Source organism: Planktothrix mougeotii LEGE 06226, from assembly GCF_015207485.1.
In the GTDB taxonomy this organism is placed as follows: domain Bacteria; phylum Cyanobacteriota; class Cyanobacteriia; order Cyanobacteriales; family Microcoleaceae; genus Planktothrix.
In genome coordinates this window covers 1-23,826 of sequence record NZ_JADEWU010000013.1, presented here as the reverse complement: position 1 = coordinate 23,826, position 23,826 = coordinate 1, and the positions used below count along the sequence as shown (strand labels likewise).

The window sequence follows — 23,826 nt, the reverse complement described above, 5'->3', positions numbered from 1 at the left end:
GTTATCAGTGTAGAGACGTGCCATGGCGCGTCTGTACCAGTTATCAGTTGGGTAGTGTGAGCGTCCCCGCTCGCTAACAGCCAACAACTAACAACTAACAACCAATAACTAACAAGTAACAGTAGTCAACCATTAACTGTCAATTTTCAAAGTTAAAACAACAGTTATGGGGTTAGTTTGAACAGGTTTCCAAGTTAAGAGCGATCGCCGAATTAATTCAATGATTTTAGAGTTTGTAATTGTAGAAGCATCTTCATCTAAAATCACCTGTTTAACCCGTCCTTTATTAATCTTTAACTCCAACACTAAATCACCCTTAATTCCCGTTGGAATTTTAATTGATTGTAAATGTTGAGTTAAAATAGCGATCGCTTTTTCATCTAATCCCGTCGCGCTCACCACTTCTAAAGATGTTAAAATAGAAGATGGAGGTTCAAATTCAAAAAATACGCCTTCCTCGAACAAAGCATCCATCTCTGTTGGCTCTGAAAGTGTAGAACGGTTATTCATGATGAAACCTCGCATCATTTCTATCCCTTGAGAGAATATAGAACGAGTTGCTGGAGCAGATGGAGCGTAAAGCACGGAACTATACATCCCCTCATAACTGACCGCTTCCGGCATTTCCACAGGGACTTGCACCGACACCGAAGCCTCGTTAGGATTTACCCGCACGTCATCACTCACCGCTACAAACGCTGTATACTGAGATAATAACTGATAAGTGAGAGCCGTTTCCGTTACCGCTTCTACTCCCGCCTTGGTTTCCCCTTGCACCATCTGATTCATCAATGCCTTAATTCGAGAGCGTCCCCACAGTTGAGCAACAGCCGGATTTCCCGCCGATTCAAAATTCAAGTTAAACTGCTGTTGATAAGGAATTCCACCCGCCGCAGACCCCTGAATCTGCAAAACCCCAGAATTGCTATCCGGTTTCTTGCCAAATAAGACTAAGGGTTGTTCTGCAAATAAATCCGGGGCTAAAGTAGGATAAATAACAGTTTCTTCTCCCTCTCCTTGCCAAGATACCTGAATATTGGTTAAAACGGGGTTATTAATCTGAGTAAAAAACTGTTCCACAACGGGTTCAACAGGTTCATCATGGCGAATAATCCGAGAAATTCCTCGCCCCAACTCAGCAATGCGGTTAATCAAAAACCGATTAACGGAACTCCCCGCCCCAAAACTATGCAGGCGGTTTCCGGGTTTGAGATGTTGTTGCACCTCCGCCAGCACTTGATTTTCATTGCCAATATAACCATCCGTCAACAACACCACCGTCCGCAACCGCCCTACATCCGTAACCGGGAAGTTCAAAACCGCCTGAATTCCTCGTAACAGTTCCGTACCCCCATTCGCCTTTAAGTGATTAATATACTGCAACGCTTGGGCGCGATTTTGGGGGGTGTTCGCCAAGGGAACCACAGACAACTGTTGCGTGGTATTGGCAAAATCAATAATACTAAAGGTATCGTCGGGATTTAAGTGATTAATAAACTGTCGCATCAATTCCTGGCATTGCATCAGTGGCATACCAGCTTGAGAACCCGAAGTATCGATGAGAAAAACCACATCTTTCGGAACAATTTGATTTGTTGCATACTTAATCGCCGGAATCAAATAAACCGCAAAATGTCCCCCCCGTTCATCGGATTGAGTTAAAATTGTTGTTTGGGTGTGTTCTCCAGCCACCTGATAGCGCAACATCAAGTCTTTATTGGGGATAGTATCTCCCTCTGCTAAGGTAATGTGGGCATTTTGTCCGCTATGATCAATCTGAAGTTGATGGGAGGGAGAATTAATCCCCAGAATTGGCACACCCGCATCAATTTCAACTGTTACATTAATATCATGACGCGATCGCATCCCCTTCGGCAAAATAGGCGCATTTAAACGAGACGCATCAGGAACTAAATCCGTATCTTGATTTTGGGTCAGGGGTACACTAGGATCTTCAATCGCAACCCCCGGAATATAACGGGGGCCAACCACCATTGGAAACACAAATTCATAGTTTCCCCCGGTAAATTTCAAGCTATCGGAATAGCGAATAATCACATCAATTTGTTCACCGGGTTTAATATTAGCCAAAGATTGAGTAAAAATATTATCTCGTTCTTGTTCTAACAGTCCGGCGGTGCGTCCTTGTTGTTTCGCCTGTTCATAAATTTGTTGCGCTTCTTCGCGTTTTTTAATGTTACCTTTAATAGTGCGATCGCCAATTTGAATTAACATTTCATCTACAGCGGCTTCATCGGGTAACGGAAAAATATAAACCGCTTCTAAGGTCGTGGTAAAAGGATTTTCAAAACTCTGGGTGACTTCCACCCGTGATAGATTCCCCGCAATTTTAGCAATTACATTGGTATGTTTAAGGGGAAAGGCGATCGATTCTTTGTTAGGGCTTTGAATATATAACCCACTCGGTTGATCTTTAATATTTTGAGGCATAATGAGATAACCTCTCGGCTTGTTAACTGTTTCTAGTGTAGCTTTGTTTTTTGGGAAATGCAATGCTTCTCTGTTGAGATATTTGTGACATTATTCTTAATTTACACCTTGTTGTATACTCAATTGAGGCAAACTAAATTTATAAAATTTACTGTGAATAACGAAAACCTTTATCTGAAAAAGAGTCACGCAATGGCTAGAAGCTTTATTAAGTGCTGAGTAATGTTATCAACTGTAAAACAAAGACCAGAATATACGTTTAAATATAATCAGAATTTAGGACGACACGGATGGTTACGTCTGACTCCTGCCTATGGCGTAAAATTAGTTGAAAAGCTTTTAACTTCTGTTGAACCAGATGCAATTATTCTTGATCCCTTTTCAGGTACAGGAACTACAGGACTTGTGGCGGCTGAACAGGGAAAACAGACAATTTTATTAGATATTAATCCGTTTTTAGTTTGGTTAGGAACTGCCAAATGTAGAAACTATTCTAAGGCTGAATTAACAGATATCAGGAACCGAATAAAACTTGTTTTTCAGGACTACAAAACTTTAATTAATCAAGACAATTGGATACCCCCTATATTTAATATTGAAAGATGGTGGTCTAGGCATACCCTAAAATTACTGACAGCTTTGCGAACCGCTTTAGTCAATTATTTTGGTGAACCCGAAAATAATCATTATAGTTTAGTGTGGATTGCTTTTTGCCGTCTGATTATCGAAACTTCTTCCGCCTCGTTTAACCATGTTTCTATGTCATTTCAGGAAACAGTTAACCAGTTTGATATAGAATATACTGAAGAATTATTTCTGACTATTCTTGAGTTTATTTTAAACACAGCAGAAACCAATATTTCAGGGATGATAACTATTATTGAGACAGATTCTAAAACTCTAATCGGATTAGATCATATTAAAGCTGATCAAGTGATTACTTCACCACCTTATCCTAATCGCATGAGTTATATTCGTGAACTGCGTCCTTATATGTATTGGACTAAGTTTATAACTGAAGCAAAAGAAGCTGGTGAAATTGACTGGTTAACAATTGGGGGAACTTGGGGAATTGCTACCAGTCGTTTAAATTCTTGGCAAATCGAAGAAAAGAATTTACCTAAAGAACTATTTATAACTGTAGATAAAATCAACAAATCTGGGGGTAAAAATGCTGATTTAATGGCTATTTATGTGTTAAAATATTTTCATGATATTCATCTTCATTTATCTTCACTGAGGTCTATTCTTAAAGATCAAGCAAATTTATATTATATTATTGGTAATTCAAATTTTTTTAACAATACTGTTGATACAGCATTAATTTTATCTGAGTCTCTGAAAATTTTAGGTTATAAACAGATCAATTATGAAATTATCAGAAAACGAAATTGTAATAAAGCATTATATGAATATTGTGTTTCTGCAAGTCGAACCGAAAGTAAGACATAAACAGACAAATACGCCTACCTTGACTCACTAGGTTATAGAGTTTAAATGGGTAAAAGCTTAACACCTGTTCAAACTCCCCCAGTTTTTGGTAAAGAATTTTTAAGGTTACGTCTATATCTTCTAAATGTTGACGAGCGCTCATTTGTTTTTTCTAGCTTCAATTCCGATGATTATTAATATGGCGAATTCTTGCCCCAGCCCATTGTAATTTTTCCCTTAAAGTTTGATAAAACGAATAATTTTCACGCAGAATAATAAATTTTGCCTCACAATTTGCCATAGAAACATCTACCCGTTGACCGGGCCAAACCGAGGTTGCTAATACCCCATCCATCCAGAGTTTAGTATCATGTTCGGGGTCAGCTAACGGCCAAACGCTAACAACTGAACCGGGAGGTAAAACGATGGGACGACTGGATAAACTTAAGGGACAAATGGGAGTAACCGTAATAGCCGCCATTCCAGGGTGTAAAATCGGCCCTCCGGCGGATGTATTATAACAAGTAGAACCGCTTGGAGTTCCCACAATTAAACCATCCCCTTGATATTGATCAACGATTTCTCCATCCACTTCCATCTCTAAAAATGATGTGGGCATTCGATAGGCAGAAGCAGGTTTAATACACATTTCATTTAAGGCTAAAAAGCGATCGCTAACGGGTTCTAAATTGGTTCGATTTCCTTCATAAACAGTCGCTTGTAACATCACCCGACTTTGCACAGCATAACGATCTTGAAACAGTCGATCAATGACCGCTTCCGTATTTTGAACATCTTCAAAATACTCAGTTAAAAATCCTAAATGTCCCCCTATATTAGCGGCTAAAATGGGAATTCCTTCCGGGGCTAAATGTCGGGCGGCGGCTAAGGCTGTTCCATCTCCACCTAATACAATGGCTAAATCAATGGGAACGCTACTAGAAGCGAGAAAAACAGGATAAGGGTTATCTTTAGCCCCACTTGGCCCCATTAATACATGACATCCCTGCTTTTCTAAATATTTAGCATATTGCTCCGCCCAGCGTTGGCTTAACGGATCTCTAGCTTTGTGCGCGATAATCACCTGTTTTATTTCCACGACGCTATCCCATTTTTGCTCAAAGTCTTGTTATTATTATCCCTGATCGATTACCAAATTTGGATAAATTGATTACACTAGATTGATAGAGCTAAAATTAAGTTATGGTTCAACTCAAATCTGCCGAGATTATTTATCCAGAAGGTGACGGGAAACCAATGGCTGATAATACCAAACAATTTCGTTGGATTGTTGTAATTGAACAGAATTTAGAACAACTTTATGCCAATGATCCTAATGTATTTATAGCCGGCGATTTATTTTGGTATCCCGTTGAAGGACGAAATACGATTGTACAAGCCCCGGATGTTATGATTGCTTTGGGTAGACCTAAAGGCGATCGCCGATCCTATAAACAATGGCAAGAAGAGGGTATTGCTCCTCAAGTTGTCTTTGAAATTCTTTCTCCTTGTAATTCCCCAACGGATATGGACAAAAAATTATTATTTTATGACCGTTATGGGGTAGAAGAATATTATATCTATGACCCGGATACGAATCAATTTAAAGGATGGTTACGCCGGGAAATGGGTTTAGATATCATTGAAGAAATTAACGGTTGGGTGAGTCCTCATTTAGGAATTCGCTTTGATTTATCGGGGGAAGAATTACAAATTTATCGTCCCGATGGCAATCCGTTTTTATCTTATCATGAAGTCAGTGAACAATTAGAACAAGAACGCCAACGGGCTGAAGACGCTCAACAACGATTAGCAGAAATGGAAACGTTATTGCAACAATATCGAGATCGTTTTGGGAATTTACCGACTCAAGAATAGAAGTGTAGAAACCGAGTTTATCATTGAATAAACCCGGTTTCTATGATCTCGCACGGGGCCAAGGAATAGACGGGTTAGCAACAATTGTTTGGGCAACGATACTCGCTCCATAACGGTTTAAATGACTGGGATCGGCAAAATAATTATATTGAGTTAATGCCTTTTCAGATAAATCAATAAAAATAAAACCATACTCTTGAGATAACTGTTGCATTTGTTCTTGAAATTCAACTTCAGCCGACCAGCGAGTACCATCTAAATAATCATCCGTGAGAGGTAAGTTCACTAACACCAATTGAATATTATTAGAACGAACAAAAGCGACCACTGAATCAAAAGCCCTCGCTTGTTCTCCTCCTAAATTAAAGGCTCGATAATCTCCATCATAAGCTCCAGAAACATAAGGTTTTTGCTGATAATAGGTCTTGGGGTTAAACCGAATCGATAAAGGTAAAAATCCATTGGCTTCAATTGCATCTAAAGAAACCAGAGTTGCGGAAACATTAAATTCTGAAGGGCGATAGAATAAATTCTGATAGCCCGATAAAGTATTATCATTAGAAATTGCAGCTAAACTAGAATCATAATTTTGAATAAAACTAGAGGTTTCAAACTGAAATTTAGGGTTATCTTTCTGTTTACAAGAGTTCGGTAATTGATAACATTTGGTTTTAGAATTGGGTTCAGCTTTAGCTAATTGGGGTCGAATGCCAGCCGCTATTTTTTGATGGGCTTGGGAGGCAATTATAGCCTCATAGGTGCGATCAATTCGACCACTATTAAACGCCCTCACTCCATCCGCCCAAATGATTAATTTAGGCAGTTGTTCTGGGGTTAAAACTTTTCTCAAAATATAATCAACGACTTGCGCCGTTGCACCATTTACCCCAAAGTTAAAAATCCTTAAATTTTGATATCCTTTTTTAGCTAACGCTTGCTGCATTTGTGCCGGATCAACCCCTTGTAAAGCACGAGAACTTCCCACAATTAAAATATCAGGTCTACCAAAGGTACTCAAATAAGATAAATATAATTGTAATTGTTGATCTAACGGTTCACTATCAAAACTGGGAAACTGAGCAACGGAACCCGAACGTGCAGCTTGCTGTTGAGAATAAGCTAAATTTCGCATATATTCAATCACTTTTTTCTCAGCAAATACTCGTTTAGGACTATTAGCAGGAACCGCTTGCATCCACGCCACCGCTTGTAACCATAACCGGGCAACTTCATCCCATTCTGATTTAGATTTAGCGGTTTGTGCTAAATTAGCAGCTTGTAAAGCAAATTTCATCGATTCATCTAAATGATTTTCTTCAATACAAGTTTGAGATTTAGAAATAGTTTGATTCGATAAATTTTCCTGTCCTACTAATATTTTTTTGGCATCTAATTTCGGAGAATTGGGAACAATAGACGCTGCGATCGCAGTCTCAGAAGAAGCAGGAGGTTGAGAAGATTGTTTGAATGATGAACACCCAACCGTTAAGAGAATAAAGGGAACTGTAGCGATCATTAAGCTATGTTTACCGTTTGATCGCATCAACAAGTTCAATATAGACAATAGACTCATAGCAATTGTTAGCTAGGCGTAAATGATTTAGGTTAATCGGGCTGTCTCTGACATCATTATAAATGAAAAAGCTCCGGTTAAACCTTCCCTTCAATCATTCCCTCGGCTTGATGAACAATTGCTCTTAACTGTTCGATCCTATCTTGACTTGCTGTTTGCCACATTTTTCGTTGATAAGCTTCTAATAATCGTTCTGCCATATCCCGTAACGCCCAAGGATTTTTTTCTTGAATAAATTGTTGTACTTTCTCATCAAAAATGTAAGCGTTTGCAACTCCTTCATACATAAAATCCTCAACACAATTTGCTGTCACATCATAAGCGAATAAATAATCAACGGTTGCTGATAGTTCAAATGCTCCTTTATAACCATGTCGCATCACGCCAGCAATCCATTTTGGATTAATTACACGAGAACGATAGACTTTAGCAATTTCTTCTTTTAAAAGTCTAATTTTGGGGTTTTCAGGAATCGCATTATCCCCAAAATAAGTTTGAGGATTTTTCCCCGTTAACGTTCTAACTGCAACGGTCATTCCCCCTTGAAATTGATAATAATCATCAGAATCTAATAAATCATGTTCTCGATTATCTTGATTATGGAGAACAATTTGCATCTTTTCTAGGCGATTTTGAAACGCTTCAGACGCAGAAATTCCCTGCTGATACCCAGAATTTGCACTCGTATAAGCGTAACTACTCCAGTTAATATAAGCCGTCGCTAAATCTTGATCATCTTGCCAATTTTGCGACTCAATTAACCCTTGTAAACCTGCTCCATAAGCACCGGGTTTAGACCCGAAAATTCTCAAGCGCGATCGCAAATTTGCCTGTTCTATTGTTAAACCTTCTTTCATCCAAAATTGCGTTTCCTGTTGAACTTGTGCCGCTAAAGGATTTTGATCTGCGGTTTCATCTAAATTAGAAATAGCAATTACCGCCTGATCAAATAAATCAATTAAATTAGGAAAAGCATCTCTAAAAAACCCGGAAATTCTCAAAGTAACATCCACGCGGGGACGACCTAAAATCGAAATCGGTAATATTTCAAAATCAACAACTCGCCGTGAAGGATAATCCCATACTGGTTTTACGCCTAATAATGCTAAAGCTTCAGCAATATCATCCCCCCCAGTTCGCATGGTTGAAGTTCCCCAAACCGATAACCCTAATGTTTGAGGATATTCCCCATTTTCTTGAGTATAACGTTCAATTAATGCGGTGGCGGCTAACTCCGCAACTTTCCAAGCGGTTTCTGTTGGAATGGCACGAATATCAACGGAATAAAAATTGCGTCCTGTGGGTAAAACATCGGGTTTTCCCCTAGTAGGAGCACCGGATGCACCACTGGGGATAAATTGACCATCTAAACCTTTTAATAAATTGGTAATTTCTTCAGAACTTTTTAATAAATTGGGTAATAATTTGTTATAAATCCAGTTTAATTCCTGTTGAATTAATTTCCCTTCTTCCTGAAAATTTGGTAATTTTTCGATTAATTTAATCGCATATTCTTCAATCACAGCCACCCCGTCCCCAACGGTTCGACAGAATTGATAATTAATAGTTTGATTAATCATTTCCCCATAATCTGAGGTTAATGGATCAAATTCTAACTGCCAATCTTCTGCGATCGCACGAGTTAATCCTAATCGTTTAGAATCAGGATGACGAGCGATCGCTATGATTAAATCCCTTAATTGTTCACCTTGGGGACATTGCCCAAAAATATGTAATCCATCTCGAATCTGTGCTTCTTTTAATTCACATAAATATCGATCTAATTCACTAAAAATAGAATTTTTATCTGGATTAATCGCTTTTTTATTAAATTTCGGTAAACCCAATTCTTCCTCTAAATTTTCTTGTTGAATTAATTGAATTATTCTTTCTGAAATTAACGATAACCGTGACGGGTCTAAACTTTGTGCCTCATAATATTCATCCATTAACCCTTCTAATTTTTGTAATGAGCCATATAATTCAGCACGGGTTAACGGCGGTGTTAAATGGTCTAAAATAACCGCTTGAGAACGACGTTTGGCTTGGGTTCCTTCCCCTGGATCATTAACAATAAAGGGGTAAAAATTCGGTAATGCACCTAACGCTATTTCAGGATAACAGTTTTCAGATAATCCGACACTTTTTCCGGGTAGCCATTCCAAATTCCCATGTTTTCCTAAATGAATAATGGCATCCGCTTGAAATTGATATCGTAACCAATAATAAAATGCTAAATAGTCGGGTGTCGGTTCTAAATCAGGAGCATGATAATTTAAACTCGGATCAAGATCATATCCCCTTGAGGGTTGGATACCAATAAAAATATGACTCAGTTGAATTCCTGAAATGGCAAAACCTTGAGAAGTCTTTTGTTTCTCCTGAAAATGATGATCCCATCGCTTATTAATTGCTGTTTGAACAGATAGCGGTAACGTTGAAAAATACTGTTGATAGTCTTCAAAGGATAAACATTGATAAACAGACCGTAATTCCCATCCTTCAGGATCATTCGTCACACCAGAAGTTAATTGATCAATTAATTGTTCTCCGGTTTCAGGATAATTTTCTAAAGAATATCCCGCAGTTTTTAACGCTTCTAAAATCTTAATACAACTAGCTGGCGTATCCAAACCCACCCCATTTGCTAACCGTCCATCTCGACAAGGATAGTTTGCTAAAATAATCGCAATACGTCGTTTTTCGGGAGGTTTCTGTTGTAATTTAATCCAATTTCTGGCTAACTCTGCGACAAAGTTAATCCGATTTTCTACCGCCACATATCGCACAACATTTGTTTCTAAGATTGAATTCCAATTTTCAACAGCCTTAAAAGAAATAACCCGACTAATAATCCGTCCATCTACTTCCGGTAAAGCTACATTCATAGCAATATCCCTAGGGGAAAGTCCCATAAAATTATTCTCCCACTGTTCTAAAGTTCCCCCGCTTAAAATTACTTGCAAAACGGGAATATTTAAAGAAAATAATGGCGGTTGACTCTCATCTTCAGAAATCGAAGAAATTGAAAAACTGGTAGTATTAATTAACAATTGAGGTGTTTTAGGCTTAAAATAGGTTAAAACTTCCGTTTGTAGATCAGGATCTCGCAAAGAAGAAACAAAAATAGGAATAGGTTTTAACTGATATTTAACTAATGCTTGACACAGAAAATCTATCGGATCTAAATTGCCAGATAAGTAATGAGCGCGATAAAATAGAATCCCAATAGCAGCAATATAATGATTAGAGTTTAAATTAGGATTCCATTGATAATAACCTACTTTAGGAATAGTAACGGGAGGAATAATCGGATAATTTTTAGTAAAAATATGATTAGCAATTAATAATAATGCTTGAGTAAAATTATCAACACCTCCTTCGGTTAAATATCGCCAAACTTGATTGACAAGGGATAACGATACCGTTGAATGACTGATTAAATCCGGGTCAGGACGATCATCACCAGGGAGAATAATTAATTGAGCTTTAGTTTTAGTAACAATTTCTTGTAAAACTTCTAACCCATACGACCAATAGGAACGTCCTCCTAATAATCTTAAAATAATGATTTGTGCTTTTTCTAAAATAGTTTCTGCATAGGTATCAATGGTTAATTGTTGTTGTAATTGTAATAAATTCGTAACTCGAAAAGCCGGAAAATCAGCCGGAAGTTTAGACCCAACTGTTGCTAAAGTTTGAATATCTGTATCCGCCGCCGTTAAAAAAATAATCGGTGCAGGAGTTTGTTCAATAAAAATTACCCCTTCAGTATCGGGGTTCCATCCTCCGGGTGTAGCTGCAATTCTGTGCATTTTAATTCCAAAATAAAGTTAATCCTGATCCTGATCTCGATGCACAATATTCGGAGAAAAAGCGGGAAGACAAACCGCCACATATTCCGCGCCATCTTCCGTTGGTGTACTATAACGTACCCATTCTCCTTTATGCGTAATTACCGCTTGTCCTGCTAAAATATCCCGTTGACCTCCTTCATATTCGATCCGTAATACTCCCTTTAAAACAACTGTAAATTCATCAAATTCGGGTCGTTGTCCGGGTTCAATCCACCCCCCCGGAGAGTTCATATAAGCTATACTAACTTTATCGGTTTTACTATTGACTCGTCCAATATATTCATCAATTAATTTCGGTTTATTTCCTGCGGCTGTGATTCGACTCGGTTGTTCAATAAAATCAGGCATGGTTATCTGTTAATAAAATTTTTGAGGGTTAGGATTCTGAACAAGAAAAGACTCTTAAAAAATCTAATCAATATTAACATCCTTTGCTTGTTCAGAATTTATTATAACTGATTTTCAAGCTTGAAAAACTATCGCACTCGTAGAAATTGATTAAAATCCCAAATTCAAGATTCTACTCCTGAACCCAAATAGAAACACAACCTCCTTTACAAGAAAATTCACCCCAACCGGAATCATTGGTTTCAATGGGCTCTTGAATATTCCCTGTTAGGTCATAAAATTTAGTGTTGGGTTTACCCACTTCCATCGGTTTAATTCCTTCTGGGCCATCACTTAAAATCACCGCCATTGCTTTCGGATGTTGTTCATCTCCTAAGCGAGTCCAACCAATAATATCGGGGTGATCAAAATAGTCATATTGAGGGCCGTAGCCGTAATTTTGACGCGCATAAAGACACTGATCAATAAACTGTTTATGGGAGGGTAAAACAATTTTATAAGTATTCCCATCCCGTCCTCTATCTTCATATTCTGCCCCGTAATAATCGGCGTAAAAAATACAAGGATAACCTTCTTGACGCAATAAAATAATGGCATAAGCCAAGGGTTTAAACCAAGGTTCAACGACAGATTCTAAGGCTTGTAACGGTTGAGAATCATGGTTTTCAACAAAAGTAACGGCATTCATTGCCCGTCCTTTAATTAAACTTCCATCCAGAATGGTTCGCATATCATAATATCCCCCAGCTTTACTCGCATAGTGAAAATTATAATGAAGGGTCACATCAAACACGGACATTCGTTGACCTACAGAGTCTAAATACCAATTCAAGATGCCAGTATCAGGCGCCCAATATTCCCCAACAATAAACAATTCTCGACCGACATATTTTTCCATAGTATCTAACCATTCTGGGAAAAACCAACTGGAAATATGTTTAATGGCATCTAAGCGAAATCCATCCACACCCGTTGTATCCAGATACCATTTTCCCCAGTTGATCATTTCCTGTCTGACTTCCTCATGTTGAAAGTCTAAATCTGCCCCCATTAAATAAGCAAAATTCCCAAATTCTAACGCCACATAATCATCAAAGGTTTTCCCCTCAAATAAATAAACCGTTCCCGATTCTTTGCTATATTCATCATAATCAACGGCATCAAAATGCCACCAATGCCACTCAAATTGAGAGTATTTTCCCTGACGACCCGGAAAGTTAAACAGGGTGTAACCTTGAATATCTCTTAAATCTCCTTTTGGTGTTTTGCGATTATTATAAGGGAAAGGAATGGCTTTGGCAATTTCGGCTCCATCTGCCCCGATTCTGTGATTTAATACGATATCTGCATAAACTTGAATTCCGGCTTGATGCAAGCTATTAATGGCATCTAAATATTCTTGACGAGTGCCATATTTCGTTCTAATTGACCCTTTTTGATCAAATTCTCCTAAATCATACAAATCATACACGGCATATCCCACATCCATTCCACCACTTGCGCCTTTGTAAGCCGGTGGTAGCCATAAAGCAGTAATTCCTGCATCCGCTAACTCTTGGGCGTTAATTTTTGTTTTATCCCACAAGGTTCCATCAGCCGGGAGATACCAATGGAAATATTGCATCATCACACCATTAATTTTTGCCATGTTTCCGGGTTAATATAAAATAGTAACTATGGATTGAGTTTGGAGTTGAGTCTCTTAAATCCTTTGATTTAGATTAAAACAATCGCCTTTCTCCTTCCTTGGGAATATTATAGCGATTATGTTCGCAAAACTCTGAATGGTGAATTTTGATTTTCCCAAGTACAAATAGACAAGTAAATTTGCGTTTTGCAAAAGTAAGATTCTTCGTAGGCAAGCCTTAAATTACGCTCTAAACTCTCCCGTTCAACATCACGAGCATTGGCAGAACCAATTGCTTTGCGTAAGCTAACAGATAGGATTTCCACCAAGTGATGACCACAGCAGACTTGCCAGGGATCATGGTTGCTACTTTTTTGGTTTGTTATCCGTTGTTGTAAATCTTCATTTTTCAGTGTAAAGGCTTGGGATTTATTCTTAACTTCTTGAATTAGTTTAATTTCATTAATTTTTAGGGTTTTCTCATCAATAAAGTTACTAAATTTAATCCCCTCAAAAGTTAAGTTTAATCCATCACGATTAGAAACCCAAAGAAGATACCCAACTGATATACCAGCTTCAAGTAATGCTGTTCTTATATCTCGACCAAATGCAGTAATTTTATCCTCAGAGCCAAACTCACGAATCACTTTATCAAAGGCTCTTGAATTGATCAGCATCGTTTCAAGGTCATGGGTATCTGTACGAATTAGATTAGGGTTAGTATACGGTGAAGTTTCAAGATGATCAAAATCTGCATCAACAATAGCTAAAATTCCATCAAAATTGTCTTTCTCCAAAATACCCAGAACATCAATAATTAGAAGTTTACTTGAGGGTTTGCCTGAAATACTCTTTAATTCACAGGTTGTTTTATCAATAAAACGTTCATAAAATGTTTGATCTGTCCTACCTTCAACTAATAAAAAAGTTCCTGAAAAAGTGCTACGTCTTAGCCGAATGGCATTGGCATGACGGTCAGCAGAAAGATACTCCCTCATTTCCTGGCTCCTTTCAGTTCCACCGTCAAATCCCAACGCTCTTGAATAATATCGGGTGAGTGAGTCGCCATTAAAATATCTAAATTTGCAAGCTTTGTAATTTCTTGTAAGTCCTTTAAAAATTGGGCTTGCCATCCTACATGAAGCGATAGTTCGGGTTCGTCAATTAGCACTAGAGAATTAGGTTTAACCTTAAATAGTAATTCGTAAAGAAGAACTAATTCATGCTGCTCACCCGATGACAAATCGGTTGGGGAAAGAATATCTGTATTAGAGGAAAATGGATGATGTGTCTTGAAAACAAAGCCTTTTTCTTTGCTAAAATTCATTTCTTTATAAGAATAAGAAAATTTATTGTTAATAATTTTTCTTAAAAGTTCAATTTTACTAGCAATTTCATCAAAAACACTCAATTTTTTTTCTACATCTTTAACATACACTGACAAAATATTTATGGTGCTTTCATCTATAGATTGAGGCTGAATTTGAAAGTCTGAATTTTCATCTTTATCTAATAAACCAACCTCGATTAGACGAGAGCGAGTTTCCTCAAGTTCATTGAGATGAGTACGAAGTTCTTCATCTGTTAAATCAAAGTCAGGAGATGATTGTTGTTGGACAACTCTTGCAGGAAATGTTCTATCAAGAGATTGAGATGTTGTGCCATATTCTGCCAGCTTAGATTCAATCAGTTTTGCAAGCTCGTTAGAATAAGATGAAACCGTTGGTATCATGGAAGATGTTCCCAAATTCACTCTTGAAGAACGAATAGGCTCAAAGTTTAATAAACGTTGTGATTCTATAAGGCGGACATGAATATTATCTGTTAATGCTTTTAACAAATCTGGTATTTTATATCGTGATTTTATGTTGAACGGGATAACATCTTCAAATCTCTCTATAACTTCGTTTAAAGAAAGAGTTTCACCTGTGGGGACATAGACCCATGTTTTAACTGCTACTCGTTCCAATCCAGGAATTCTATCGTCCAAAATACTGACTAGCAAATCGATATCTGGGGAGTCTTCCGTTTCTAGTAAAGGCCAAGTACGACTTTTTGAATTAGGCTTATGAAATTCGATGAAATACTCTCTATTTTTTGTTTTTGTAGAATCATCCGAAGTGCTTATTACCTCAAGGCTTGTGCCATTATTAAAATCTACTTGAAAATTTTTAAATGGAATACTACGAAACACCGAATATCGATAATTGAACAACCCATTTAGCATCCTCAGTATAGCGGTTTTTCCAAAACCATTAGGCCCATGAATGATTGTAATTCTCTCATCTATATTCAATGGAATTACATGATCAAAAATTCCAAATAGACCATTAACGGATATTTGCTTAATTTGCATAGTGTTTGAGTTCCATAGCCATAGGCTGCTTAACTGCAATTATAACTTTTAGTTGTACTTGTCTCAATAACGCAGAACTTTTGTAAATTGTTTCACTCATAAAAGTAGCGATAGCCTTCGGCTGGGCGGAGCCCATCGCATTCTAATCCGTTATCTTAAAAATACCCACTCCTAATTGTTGATCAAAATGACACTATCAATCGCAAAATGGAAACTAGACGACTATCACCGCATCGTTGAAATGGGTTTACTCGATGATCGCCCCGTTGAACTGCTGTATGGAGAAATTGTTCAAATGTCCCCAGAAGGAGAACCTCACGCCTATTTCAGTAGCGAAGCAGGTGATTATCTCAGCCGTTTACTAGGAAATCGTGCCCTGGTTCGTCAAGCTAAACCCATCACCCTTCCTAACGACTCCGAACCCGAAGCCGATATTGTCATTGTTCAACGTTTGGGTAGAGAATATCTCAGCCATCATCCCTATCCTGAAAATATTTTTTGGGTGATCGAATACTCCCAGTCCAGCTTAGAAAAAGACTCAACGGTAAAATATCGCCTTTATGCTGAAGCGGGAATTGCGGAATATTGGTTGGTTAACCTAGGGCGTCGGGAACTAATTATTTATCGTGACCCCCGTGATGGCGAATATGGTTCCAAAATTACCTTAACCGAAGGTGAAGTCACACCCCTGGCCTTTGCCGAGATCCAAATTCCTGTTGAAGCCCTGATTTCAGCAGATTAATAAGTGTTTATACCTGTATTTTCCCCTGGATTTGTTACCCAAATCTTAAAGATGAGCAAAGATTTATTGATTATTTCCCAATCGGATGTAATCTAAAAATTTGCATCTGTAATCCACAATTCACCAAAATATGGGAGAACAAAAACGCATTGGTATTTTAACCAGTGGGGGAGACTGTGCAGGTTTAAATGCAGCAATTCGGGCTGTGGTGTATCGGGCATCTGGAACCTTTGGATGGGAGGTTTTCGGGATTCGAGAAGCCACCCAAGGGTTAATGACCCGTCCTGTGAACAGCGCGCCTCTGACGATTGATAAAGTTGATAATATTCTTACGGCCGGGGGGACGATTTTGGGAACCACGAATAAAGGTGATCCCTTTGCCTTTCCCATGCCGGATGGAAGTTTGCTAGATCGCTCTGAGGAGATTATTGAAGGATATCATCTCTTAGGATTAAATGCCTTAATTGGTATTGGGGGAGATGGCAGTTTAGCAATTTTGCGACGCATTGCCCAACAAGGAAATCTTAATTTAATTGGTATTCCTAAAACCATTGATAATGATGTGGGAAGCACGGATTTATCCATCGGGTTTAGTACGGCTGTTGATATTGCAACGGAAGCTTTAGATCGTCTGCATTTTACTGCCGCCAGTCATAGCCGCGTGATGATTTTAGAAGTTATGGGGCGAGATGCAGGACATATTGCCCTTCATGCAGGAATTGCGGGAGGTGCAGATATTATTTTAATTCCTGAAATTCCTTACAGTTTGGATCGAATTTGTCACCAAATTGCCGAACGACAAAAACAAGGGAAAAACTATTGTTTAGTGGTGGTTGCAGAAGCGGTTAAAACGGAAACGGGAGAACCTGTCACTAATATTAATCGCATGGGACAAGCTCGTTTAGGCGGTATTGGACAATATTTAGCGGATGAAATTTGTGCTCGCAGTGGCGCAGAAACTCGCGTGACAGTTCTCGGTCATATTCAACGAGGGGGAACTCCTTCACCGATGGATCGCATTATTGCTTCTGCTTTTGGCGTCGCAGCCGTGGATTTAATTGCGGAAGACAAATATGATCAGGTTGTGGTTTGGCGAGATCGTAAAGTGTCGAGTATTCCAATTCTCGATGCGATCGCTCAATATCGGGCTGTTAATGCTAATGATATCTTAGTCGAAACGGCTCGAAGTATGGGCATTTGTTTAGGAGATTAATTCTGTTTAATTCTCCGTGATCAATTAATAACTTAACTCCCTTTCCCTAATCGGGGAGAGGGATGCTGATCATTAATGCGGATGGCGAGACTCGAACTCGCAAGGGAAGCCCACACGCCCCTCAAACGTGCGCGTATACCAATTCCGCCACATCCGCTTATGAACACTGCCTTGAATTAATTTAGCAGCTAATTTACTAATATAGCACAGCCTCCTAAAAGTGTCACCCTTTTTTCCAACTTTTTTCCCGGCTCCCCTCTTCCCGTGATGACCAAAATCCTCTATCCTAACTGAATGGTGAACAGCAACAGCAAGAGCAACAAAAGATGCGATTCTCAAAAATCTTAATTGCCAATCGAGGGGAAATAGCCTTACGGATTCTTCGCACCTGCGAGGAGATGGGTATTGCGACGGTTGCTGTTCATTCAACGGTAGATCGTCACGCCCTTCATGTCCAACTTGCGGATGAAGCGGTTTGTATTGGGGAACCCAGCAGCAGCAAAAGTTATTTGAATATTCCCAATATTATCGCGGCGGCTCTGACTCGCAACGCCACAGCCCTTCATCCCGGCTATGGGTTTTTAGCGGAAAACGCCCGGTTTGCCGAAATTTGTGCCGATCACGAAATTGCTTTTATTGGCCCTACCCCGGACGCGATTCGGTCTATGGGGGACAAATCAACCGCCAAGGAAACCATGCAGCGTGTCGGAGTTCCCACCGTCCCCGGTAGTGACGGACTCCTGACTGACGAAAAAGAAGCCCTGGTACTAGCCAAAAAAATCGGTTTTCCGGTCATTATTAAAGCCACAGCAGGGGGTGGCGGTCGCGGAATGCGATTAGTCAAGCAGGAAGAGGATCTCCCCAAACTGTTTGCAGCAGCCCAAGGGGAAGCAGAAGCTGCCTTTGGAAATCCGGGGGTTTATTTAGAGAAATTTATTGAACGTCCTCGCCATATTGAAATTCAGATTTTAGCTGATAATTATGGCAATGTAATTTATTTGGGAGAACGGGATTGTTCGATTCAACGCCGTCACCAAAAACTATTAGAAGAAGCACCCAGTCCCGTGATGACTCCGAAACTGCGACACAAAATGGGAATGGCGGCGGTAAAAGCAGCAAAATCTATTAATTATACCGGGGCGGGAACGGTAGAATTTCTGGTTGATCAATCGGGTAATTTCTATTTTATGGAAATGAATACTCGAATTCAAGTGGAACATCCGGTTACGGAAATGATTACCGGATTAGATTTAATTGCTGAACAAATTCGCATCGCCCAAGGAGAAAAATTATCCTTAACTCAAGATAAAGTTCAACTGCGGGGTCATTCCATTGAATGTCGGATTAATGCAGAAGATCCTGACCATAATTTCCGCCCCCACCCCGGTCGTATTAGTGGCTATTTACCCCCCGGAGGAAATGGGGTCAGAATTGATTCCCATGTCTATACAGACTATGAAATTCCGCCTTATTATGACTCTTTAATTGGGAAATTAATTGTTTGGGGCCCCGACCGTCCGACTGCAATCTTGAGAATGAAACGGGCTTTACGAGAATTTGCCATTACTGGTGTTCCAACAACTATAGGATTTCATCAAAGAATTCTGGAAACTCCTGAATTTTTACGGGGAGAAATTTATACCAATTTTGTTGAACAAATGATGAAACAAGGACAATAAAAAGTAGGGTGTATGAGCTTGGCTCACGCACCCCTTTATCGAGTATTTATTGCTATAAAGCCGTATTCTTTTTAGGCGTTAGGTTTCTGAAAAGGATTTCCACAGATCCCGTAAACGTTGTTTAATTTGTTTTTCTTTCTGAGCGATCGCCGTTCCCGCTTCTCCTAATTTTACTTCAAAGGCTTTGCGTTTTTCGTCGAGTTTTCCACTATAGGTTTCGGGTTCATCCTTGGCTTTTTCATACCAAACTTTTGCTTCATCCAAATAATGCTTGATATCCTCATAACGCTGTCCATAGCGTCCGACTAAGTTAGCATTAATAATGGCTAATTGTGCTTTAAGTTGAGCATAGCGTTTTTGCATTAATGCCACTTCTTCACTATCCTTAATATTGTGAACAGCGGACTCAATGGCTGATTTAATTTGATCTGACTTATCGGTTCCCACTTCTTGAATATCATTCAAGGCTAAATCAATACTATTTTGTAACTCTTGTTCCTCTTGATCAAGTTGGATTTCGAGTTGTTTCACTTCCGCTTTTGTTTTATTGATGGACTGGCGTTTTTTGCTGCTGATTCCATCAATTACTCCCTCAATAGAAGCTGTAACATTTTCTTGAACTTCCTCACCTTTTCCTTTAACCGTTTCTAAAACTGTTCCGACTACCTCTTTCACTAAACCTCGGATCTCTTGAGAACCCCCTTTAAATTCTGAACCCATTTCTGAAATGGCAGACTTGACAATTTCACGAATTCGTTCAGCCCGTAATTTGTTCTCAGATTGTGCTTTTTTTAAATCCGATGCTAATTTATCTTGAATAGAATCTGACATAGGAATATCCTCAATAATCATTAAATTGCTTCAACAGCTTTTTATCAGCTTGTCTATCACTGCTCCCATTTCCTATCATAAAGAAATGCTGGAGATTCTGGGAGTAAAGTTCTCTACACTCTCCATATCGCAATAGCCGTATTTTTGAGACTGTATTAATCAATTTCTATAAGGGAACAGGGAACAGGGAACAGGGAATTACGAATTACGAATTACGAATTACGAATGGGGAAGAGGGAAGAGGGAAGAGGGATAATACTTCTGGCTGTTTCATGTCAGTTGTAAATGATTACAATCTCCGTCTCGAAGGCGCGGATTGCTATAAATATATCTTAAGATAGATGTTTTTTGAGTTTTAGTTTAATAGAAATCAGTTTAACTCATTGACGCTACAGTTGTAAATCCCCTAACACTGATCTTGATTTAAAATGAATAAATGACCGTTCCTGTTTTTCAGATAATATTCCCTCAAATTCTGTTTATTTTTCTCTATCTACGGTAATACATGGCTTTAATTAAAATCAATATAAAGGGAGATGTGTTTAACCTCAGAAAAACAGATACTAAGTTCATTACATTCTGAATCAAGGAGGTTCAAATGGATCTATTCATCTTGGAAGTGGGAACAAATACCCCTCATTTCCCGATGTCTGCAACCTTAGTTTTAATTCTGGGGTTTTTAGCAGCCACAACCATTGGTTCTGTCGCTTGGTACAACTCTAAACGTCCTGTTGGTTGGAAGGATAAAGAACGTCCTGACTTTGTTCCTGAAGTGGATAGTGACCAATAAAAAATAGAATTTCTGGGGGGTTTGAAAATTCATTTGATTGTTAATTTTAAACCCATTCTAAAGCCTGAGTTGTTTTTTAAATCAGTTCAATAAAACTTTTGAGGTCAATAATTATGTCTAAAGAAGAAAAGAAAACTCCTCATATTCTCCACGAAGAAGCAGAACCTAATCCTACTTATGATCGGGGAATTATGCCCGCAGAAGTCGGTGCTAGAATTGACCGAGAACAGGAAAATTTTAAAAAAACTCCTGAACATGAAGAAGGGACTTTAGACACCACTGCTGGTTATACAATGGATCGAGAAGGGTTATTAAATAACTACGCCATTGAACCAGAAATGTATGTCAATGTTCCCGGAGATTTGAAAGAAGAAGAAGAAGCCGATAAAGCTCGTCGAGTTCAAACCTTACATGAAGTTAAGGAAGTTGAAGGGGGCGTAGGGAAAGGTCAGGGTATTATTTAGAAAAACTGGATTAATCTGACTTGAATGCTAACACTATAAACAAAGCCTAGCTTTTGAGCTAGGTTTTTTTATCTATTATATAAATAGAGTATAATTGTTTGTTTTTGAGCTTTATAATTCATCTATATATTGATATTTAAAATAGCTTTATGGAAATATCAATTTAGAATTATATGGAATAATTTAAAAAAATATTTATTCTATAAAAGGATTGATGACTTAGCGAATAGAGCCGAATATATTAGAAGAGTAAAACCGGGTTTAGTCATTAGTCTGAAACCCCAAAAAAGGAAAGGAGGCGACTGATGAAACTCAAAAATAATAGATTTTTGAAGTTAATCGTTTGGATTTTTACAGAAATTCTATTAAATTTTTTAGGACTTGATGATTTGGCAGATTATAGCGAGTTTTTATTTGAAAAGACAGTTTATAAACCCAGAGTTGTCATAGCAGAATTTGGGTTTAATCTAGGATTAAATGAAGTTCAGAATGGAGATGAGCATTTCACCTTTTAAAATCTATTTCTTAAGATTTACTCAAATTTATTCCCTAGGATAGAGCTAAAATTCTCTTACTCCTAGAATAATAGGATTAGTAATACATATAAGGAGAATTTCAATGAAATTTCCCTCAATAAATTTTTCTAATTTACGTCCTTTACGCTTTTTAATGGCAGCTTTATTGTTGGCTTTTCTATGGATTGGATCTGCTGTTCCCAGTTGGGCTGGAGTCAGTAGTCCTTCTCAAGGGGAAGATGCTCTTAAGCAAATTCAAAAAGATTCTGAACAAGTGCTCAGAGGTGGCCCTCCTTCTTTAGAAGATGTACAAGCTAAAGCTCAAGAAGGGATTAATGAAGTTCAAGGGGGTGCGGATAAAGAAAAAATGAAAAATCCTGCTAATAGCCAAAGTTCTACTTCTGTAGAAGAGAAAATTAAAGAAGGTATGGATAATATCCGCGATATTTTTAACCCCTAATTTTCTTTAATTGCTCACGACGGTATTACTTTCTTCTGGGTTTATTAAGTTCGATTGCTATAGTTATAAAAGTGTTGTTGGGTCTAACAGCACTTTTTTATTATTTTATCAAGGCTTTAGATTATTTTCCAATACAAAATCTGCTGAAAATTCGATCTAAAACGGATTCTGTAACTTCTTCTCCGGTAACTTCCCCTAACGCATGAATGGCACCTCGCAGATCAATTGTCCAAAAATCAAAAGGAAGTTGTTGCTTAATCGTTGTTTCCACTTGTTCTAAACATACTTTTGCACGGGTTAACGCAGTGGCTTGACGTTGATTAATCGCAAACTCTAAATTGGCTGCGTGAATATTTCCACCCTGAACTAAATTTAATATCGCTGTTTCTAACTCTGGAATTCCTTGATTTAAAGCAGCAGACATAGGAACAATTTCTCGATTTTCTAAATTAAAATATTGAATAGCTTTTGCTTTTAATTCCTCTAATTCTTGGGGGTTAACTTGATCAATTTTATTAAAAATAACAATTAAACCTGCTTTTTTAACTTGTTGATAAATGTCTAAATCTGCTTCAGTTAAACCTATTGCAGCATCCAATGTTAATAATACTAAATCGGCTGATTGTGCAGTTTGTCGCGATCGCTCTATGCCGATTTTTTCGACTTGATCTTCAGAGTGGCGAATTCCAGCCGTATCTAACACTTGAATCGGGATTCCTCCCACAACCAATTGCGATTCTACCACATCACGAGTTGTTCCGGGTAAATCCGTAACAATGGCGCGATCGCTTCGACTCCAAGCATTTAATAAACTCGATTTTCCCACATTCGGACGACCAACAATCGCAACTTTTAACCCCGTTCTTAATAATTCTCCCGTGTCGGCGGTCGCTAAAAATTGCGATAATTCTTCTAAAACGTGATGAATTTCCGTGATAATTTCCGATTCATTTAAGGGCGGTAAATCCTCCTCAAAATCCACCCTAGCTTCAATTTCTGCTAAAATATCTAAACAAGTTCCTCGTAATTCTCGAATGGGATTTGCTAATTTTCCTTGTAATCCGGCTAAAGCCATTTGGGCGGCTGCAATCGATTGAGATCCGACTAATTCCGCCACACTTTCCGCTTGAGTTAAATCTAACCGTCCATTTAAAAATGCCCGCAGGGTAAATTCTCCCGGTTGGGCTAACCTAGCTCCTAATTCTATACACAATTGCAACACTTGTTGAACCGCAATAATCCCCCCATGACAATGAAATTCTACGACATCCTCACGGGTATAGGAACGGGGAGATAACATTAATAATAATAAAACTTCATCAATAATTTTTAGAGTTTTTGGATGGCGAATATACCCATATAAAATCCGGTGACTTTCCCAAGTTTGTCGTCCTGGGGAATAAAATAACTGTTTAGCAATAGATTGAGAGTCTGTTCCCGACATCCGCACAATTCCCACGCTTCCCTGTTGCGGTACAATAGCCGTGGCGATCGCTACAATTGTTCCCCCAGTTGCCAAAAATTCAGCCATTTTTTGCCATTAATAAAATCCTATTGATCTTTGATTTTAACGTAAAAATATTCGGCAATAGGCAATAGGCAATTTGACAC

General features: G+C 38.4%; 19 protein-coding genes and 1 tRNA gene. 9 read left to right on the top strand and 11 right to left on the bottom strand.

The features are described from left to right. Positions 1-132 precede the first annotated feature (132 nt). Entirely contained in the window at positions 133-2,451 is a 2,319-nt protein-coding gene (locus tag IQ236_RS08070; RefSeq protein ID WP_193868790.1) for a VIT domain-containing protein, read from the bottom strand. A 222-nt stretch (positions 2,452-2,673) separates the two neighbouring features. Between IQ236_RS08070 and IQ236_RS08065 the strand changes: the two genes are divergently transcribed. Further along, complete coding sequence (locus IQ236_RS08065; RefSeq protein WP_193868789.1) at positions 2,674-3,903, top strand: DNA methyltransferase; 1,230 nt, start codon at positions 2,674-2,676, stop codon at positions 3,901-3,903. Between the two features lie 157 nt (positions 3,904-4,060). Here IQ236_RS08065 and IQ236_RS08060 read toward each other — a convergent pair whose 3' ends face one another. After that, positions 4,061-4,981, bottom strand: coding sequence for an NAD(+) kinase (locus tag IQ236_RS08060; protein WP_193868788.1), 921 nt, complete (start codon positions 4,979-4,981; stop codon positions 4,061-4,063). A gap of 104 nt (positions 4,982-5,085) precedes the next feature. Between IQ236_RS08060 and IQ236_RS08055 the strand changes: the two genes are divergently transcribed. Then, positions 5,086-5,760, top strand: coding sequence for a Uma2 family endonuclease (locus IQ236_RS08055; protein ID WP_193868787.1), 675 nt, complete (start codon positions 5,086-5,088; stop codon positions 5,758-5,760). Positions 5,761-5,800: 40 nt separating this feature from the next. Here the strand turns inward: IQ236_RS08055 and IQ236_RS08050 are convergent, their stop codons facing one another. The 6 genes from IQ236_RS08050 to IQ236_RS08025 all read right to left on the bottom strand — a co-directional run bounded on the left by IQ236_RS08050 (position 5,801) and on the right by IQ236_RS08025 (position 15,521). After that, entirely contained in the window at positions 5,801-7,333 is a 1,533-nt protein-coding gene (locus tag IQ236_RS08050; RefSeq protein WP_228041489.1) for a DUF1574 family protein, read from the bottom strand. A gap of 77 nt (positions 7,334-7,410) precedes the next feature. Beyond that, entirely contained in the window at positions 7,411-11,148 is a 3,738-nt protein-coding gene (cobN, locus tag IQ236_RS08045) for a cobaltochelatase subunit CobN (RefSeq protein WP_193868786.1), read from the bottom strand. Positions 11,149-11,166: 18 nt separating this feature from the next. Then, on the bottom strand, positions 11,167-11,538 hold the full coding sequence (locus IQ236_RS08040) for a cupin domain-containing protein (RefSeq protein ID WP_193868785.1): 372 nt from the start codon (positions 11,536-11,538) through the stop codon (positions 11,167-11,169). Between the two features lie 172 nt (positions 11,539-11,710). Further along, a complete protein-coding gene (locus IQ236_RS08035) occupies positions 11,711-13,186 on the bottom strand; it encodes an alpha-amylase (RefSeq protein WP_193868784.1) in 1,476 nt (491 codons plus the stop codon). 116 nt (positions 13,187-13,302) lie between these two features. Continuing rightward, on the bottom strand, positions 13,303-14,163 hold the full coding sequence (locus IQ236_RS08030; RefSeq protein ID WP_193868783.1) for a DUF4435 domain-containing protein: 861 nt from the start codon (positions 14,161-14,163) through the stop codon (positions 13,303-13,305). Further along, the gene (locus tag IQ236_RS08025; RefSeq protein ID WP_193868782.1) at positions 14,160-15,521 is read right to left on the bottom strand and encodes an AAA family ATPase; all 1,362 of its coding nucleotides are present in this window, start codon (positions 15,519-15,521) and stop codon (positions 14,160-14,162) included. Before IQ236_RS08025 ends, IQ236_RS08030 begins: the two co-directional genes overlap by 4 nt. A 187-nt stretch (positions 15,522-15,708) precedes the next feature. On the opposite strand from IQ236_RS08025, the gene IQ236_RS08020 reads away from it, so the two are divergent. After that, positions 15,709-16,263: a Uma2 family endonuclease gene (locus IQ236_RS08020; RefSeq protein ID WP_193868781.1), complete on the top strand. Its 555-nt coding sequence runs from the start codon at positions 15,709-15,711 to the stop codon at positions 16,261-16,263. A 130-nt stretch (positions 16,264-16,393) separates the two neighbouring features. Continuing rightward, entirely contained in the window at positions 16,394-17,476 is a 1,083-nt protein-coding gene (locus tag IQ236_RS08015; protein WP_193868780.1) for an ATP-dependent 6-phosphofructokinase, read from the top strand. Between the two features lie 76 nt (positions 17,477-17,552). Here IQ236_RS08015 and IQ236_RS08010 read toward each other — a convergent pair. Next, positions 17,553-17,633: transfer RNA gene (locus IQ236_RS08010), tRNA-Leu, on the bottom strand. A gap of 169 nt (positions 17,634-17,802) precedes the next feature. Here IQ236_RS08010 and accC point away from each other — a divergent pair. Beyond that, complete coding sequence (accC, locus tag IQ236_RS08005; RefSeq protein WP_193868779.1) at positions 17,803-19,155, top strand: acetyl-CoA carboxylase biotin carboxylase subunit; 1,353 nt, start codon at positions 17,803-17,805, stop codon at positions 19,153-19,155. 78 nt (positions 19,156-19,233) lie between these two features. On the opposite strand, the gene IQ236_RS08000 is transcribed toward accC, so the two are convergent. Next, entirely contained in the window at positions 19,234-19,986 is a 753-nt protein-coding gene (locus IQ236_RS08000) for a histidine kinase (RefSeq protein WP_193868778.1), read from the bottom strand. A 646-nt stretch (positions 19,987-20,632) separates the two neighbouring features. Here IQ236_RS08000 and psb35 point away from each other — a divergent pair. From psb35 to IQ236_RS07980, 4 genes are all read left to right on the top strand, one after another. Further along, positions 20,633-20,776: a photosystem II assembly protein Psb35 gene (gene psb35, locus IQ236_RS07995; protein WP_456107203.1), complete on the top strand. Its 144-nt coding sequence runs from the start codon at positions 20,633-20,635 to the stop codon at positions 20,774-20,776. A 113-nt stretch (positions 20,777-20,889) separates the two neighbouring features. Continuing rightward, positions 20,890-21,240, top strand: coding sequence for a hypothetical protein (locus tag IQ236_RS07990; protein ID WP_228041488.1), 351 nt, complete (start codon positions 20,890-20,892; stop codon positions 21,238-21,240). Between the two features lie 305 nt (positions 21,241-21,545). After that, positions 21,546-21,755, top strand: coding sequence for a hypothetical protein (locus IQ236_RS07985; protein WP_193868840.1), 210 nt, complete (start codon positions 21,546-21,548; stop codon positions 21,753-21,755). Between the two features lie 103 nt (positions 21,756-21,858). Next, the gene (locus tag IQ236_RS07980) at positions 21,859-22,215 is read left to right on the top strand and encodes a hypothetical protein (protein ID WP_072720211.1); all 357 of its coding nucleotides are present in this window, start codon (positions 21,859-21,861) and stop codon (positions 22,213-22,215) included. 121 nt (positions 22,216-22,336) lie between these two features. Here the strand turns inward: IQ236_RS07980 and mnmE are convergent, their stop codons facing one another. Beyond that, the gene (gene mnmE / locus IQ236_RS07975) at positions 22,337-23,746 is read right to left on the bottom strand and encodes a tRNA uridine-5-carboxymethylaminomethyl(34) synthesis GTPase MnmE (RefSeq protein ID WP_193868776.1); all 1,410 of its coding nucleotides are present in this window, start codon (positions 23,744-23,746) and stop codon (positions 22,337-22,339) included. Positions 23,747-23,826: the final 80 nt, after the last annotated feature.

Coding starts and splice junctions, on each gene's coding strand:
- IQ236_RS08065 (WP_193868789.1), top strand. CDS start 2,674: ATGTTATCAACTGTAAAACAAAGACCAGAATATACGTTTAAATATAAT.
- accC (WP_193868779.1), top strand. CDS start 17,803: ATGCGATTCTCAAAAATCTTAATTGCCAATCGAGGGGAAATAGCCTTA.
- IQ236_RS07990 (WP_228041488.1), top strand. CDS start 20,890: ATGTCTAAAGAAGAAAAGAAAACTCCTCATATTCTCCACGAAGAAGCA.
- psb35 (WP_456107203.1), top strand. CDS start 20,633: ATGTCTGCAACCTTAGTTTTAATTCTGGGGTTTTTAGCAGCCACAACC.
- IQ236_RS08000 (WP_193868778.1), bottom strand. CDS start 19,986: ATGTCAGATTCTATTCAAGATAAATTAGCATCGGATTTAAAAAAAGCA.
- IQ236_RS08040 (WP_193868785.1), bottom strand. CDS start 11,538: ATGCCTGATTTTATTGAACAACCGAGTCGAATCACAGCCGCAGGAAAT.
- IQ236_RS07985 (WP_193868840.1), top strand. CDS start 21,546: ATGAAACTCAAAAATAATAGATTTTTGAAGTTAATCGTTTGGATTTTT.
- IQ236_RS08030 (WP_193868783.1), bottom strand. CDS start 14,163: ATGAGGGAGTATCTTTCTGCTGACCGTCATGCCAATGCCATTCGGCTA.
- IQ236_RS07980 (WP_072720211.1), top strand. CDS start 21,859: ATGAAATTTCCCTCAATAAATTTTTCTAATTTACGTCCTTTACGCTTT.
- cobN (WP_193868786.1), bottom strand. CDS start 11,148: ATGCACAGAATTGCAGCTACACCCGGAGGATGGAACCCCGATACTGAA.
- IQ236_RS08055 (WP_193868787.1), top strand. CDS start 5,086: ATGGTTCAACTCAAATCTGCCGAGATTATTTATCCAGAAGGTGACGGG.
- IQ236_RS08050 (WP_228041489.1), bottom strand. CDS start 7,333: ATGAGTCTATTGTCTATATTGAACTTGTTGATGCGATCAAACGGTAAA.
- IQ236_RS08070 (WP_193868790.1), bottom strand. CDS start 2,451: ATGCCTCAAAATATTAAAGATCAACCGAGTGGGTTATATATTCAAAGC.
- IQ236_RS08035 (WP_193868784.1), bottom strand. CDS start 13,186: ATGGCAAAAATTAATGGTGTGATGATGCAATATTTCCATTGGTATCTC.
- IQ236_RS08020 (WP_193868781.1), top strand. CDS start 15,709: ATGACACTATCAATCGCAAAATGGAAACTAGACGACTATCACCGCATC.
- mnmE (WP_193868776.1), bottom strand. CDS start 23,746: ATGGCTGAATTTTTGGCAACTGGGGGAACAATTGTAGCGATCGCCACG.
- IQ236_RS08015 (WP_193868780.1), top strand. CDS start 16,394: ATGGGAGAACAAAAACGCATTGGTATTTTAACCAGTGGGGGAGACTGT.
- IQ236_RS08025 (WP_193868782.1), bottom strand. CDS start 15,521: ATGCAAATTAAGCAAATATCCGTTAATGGTCTATTTGGAATTTTTGAT.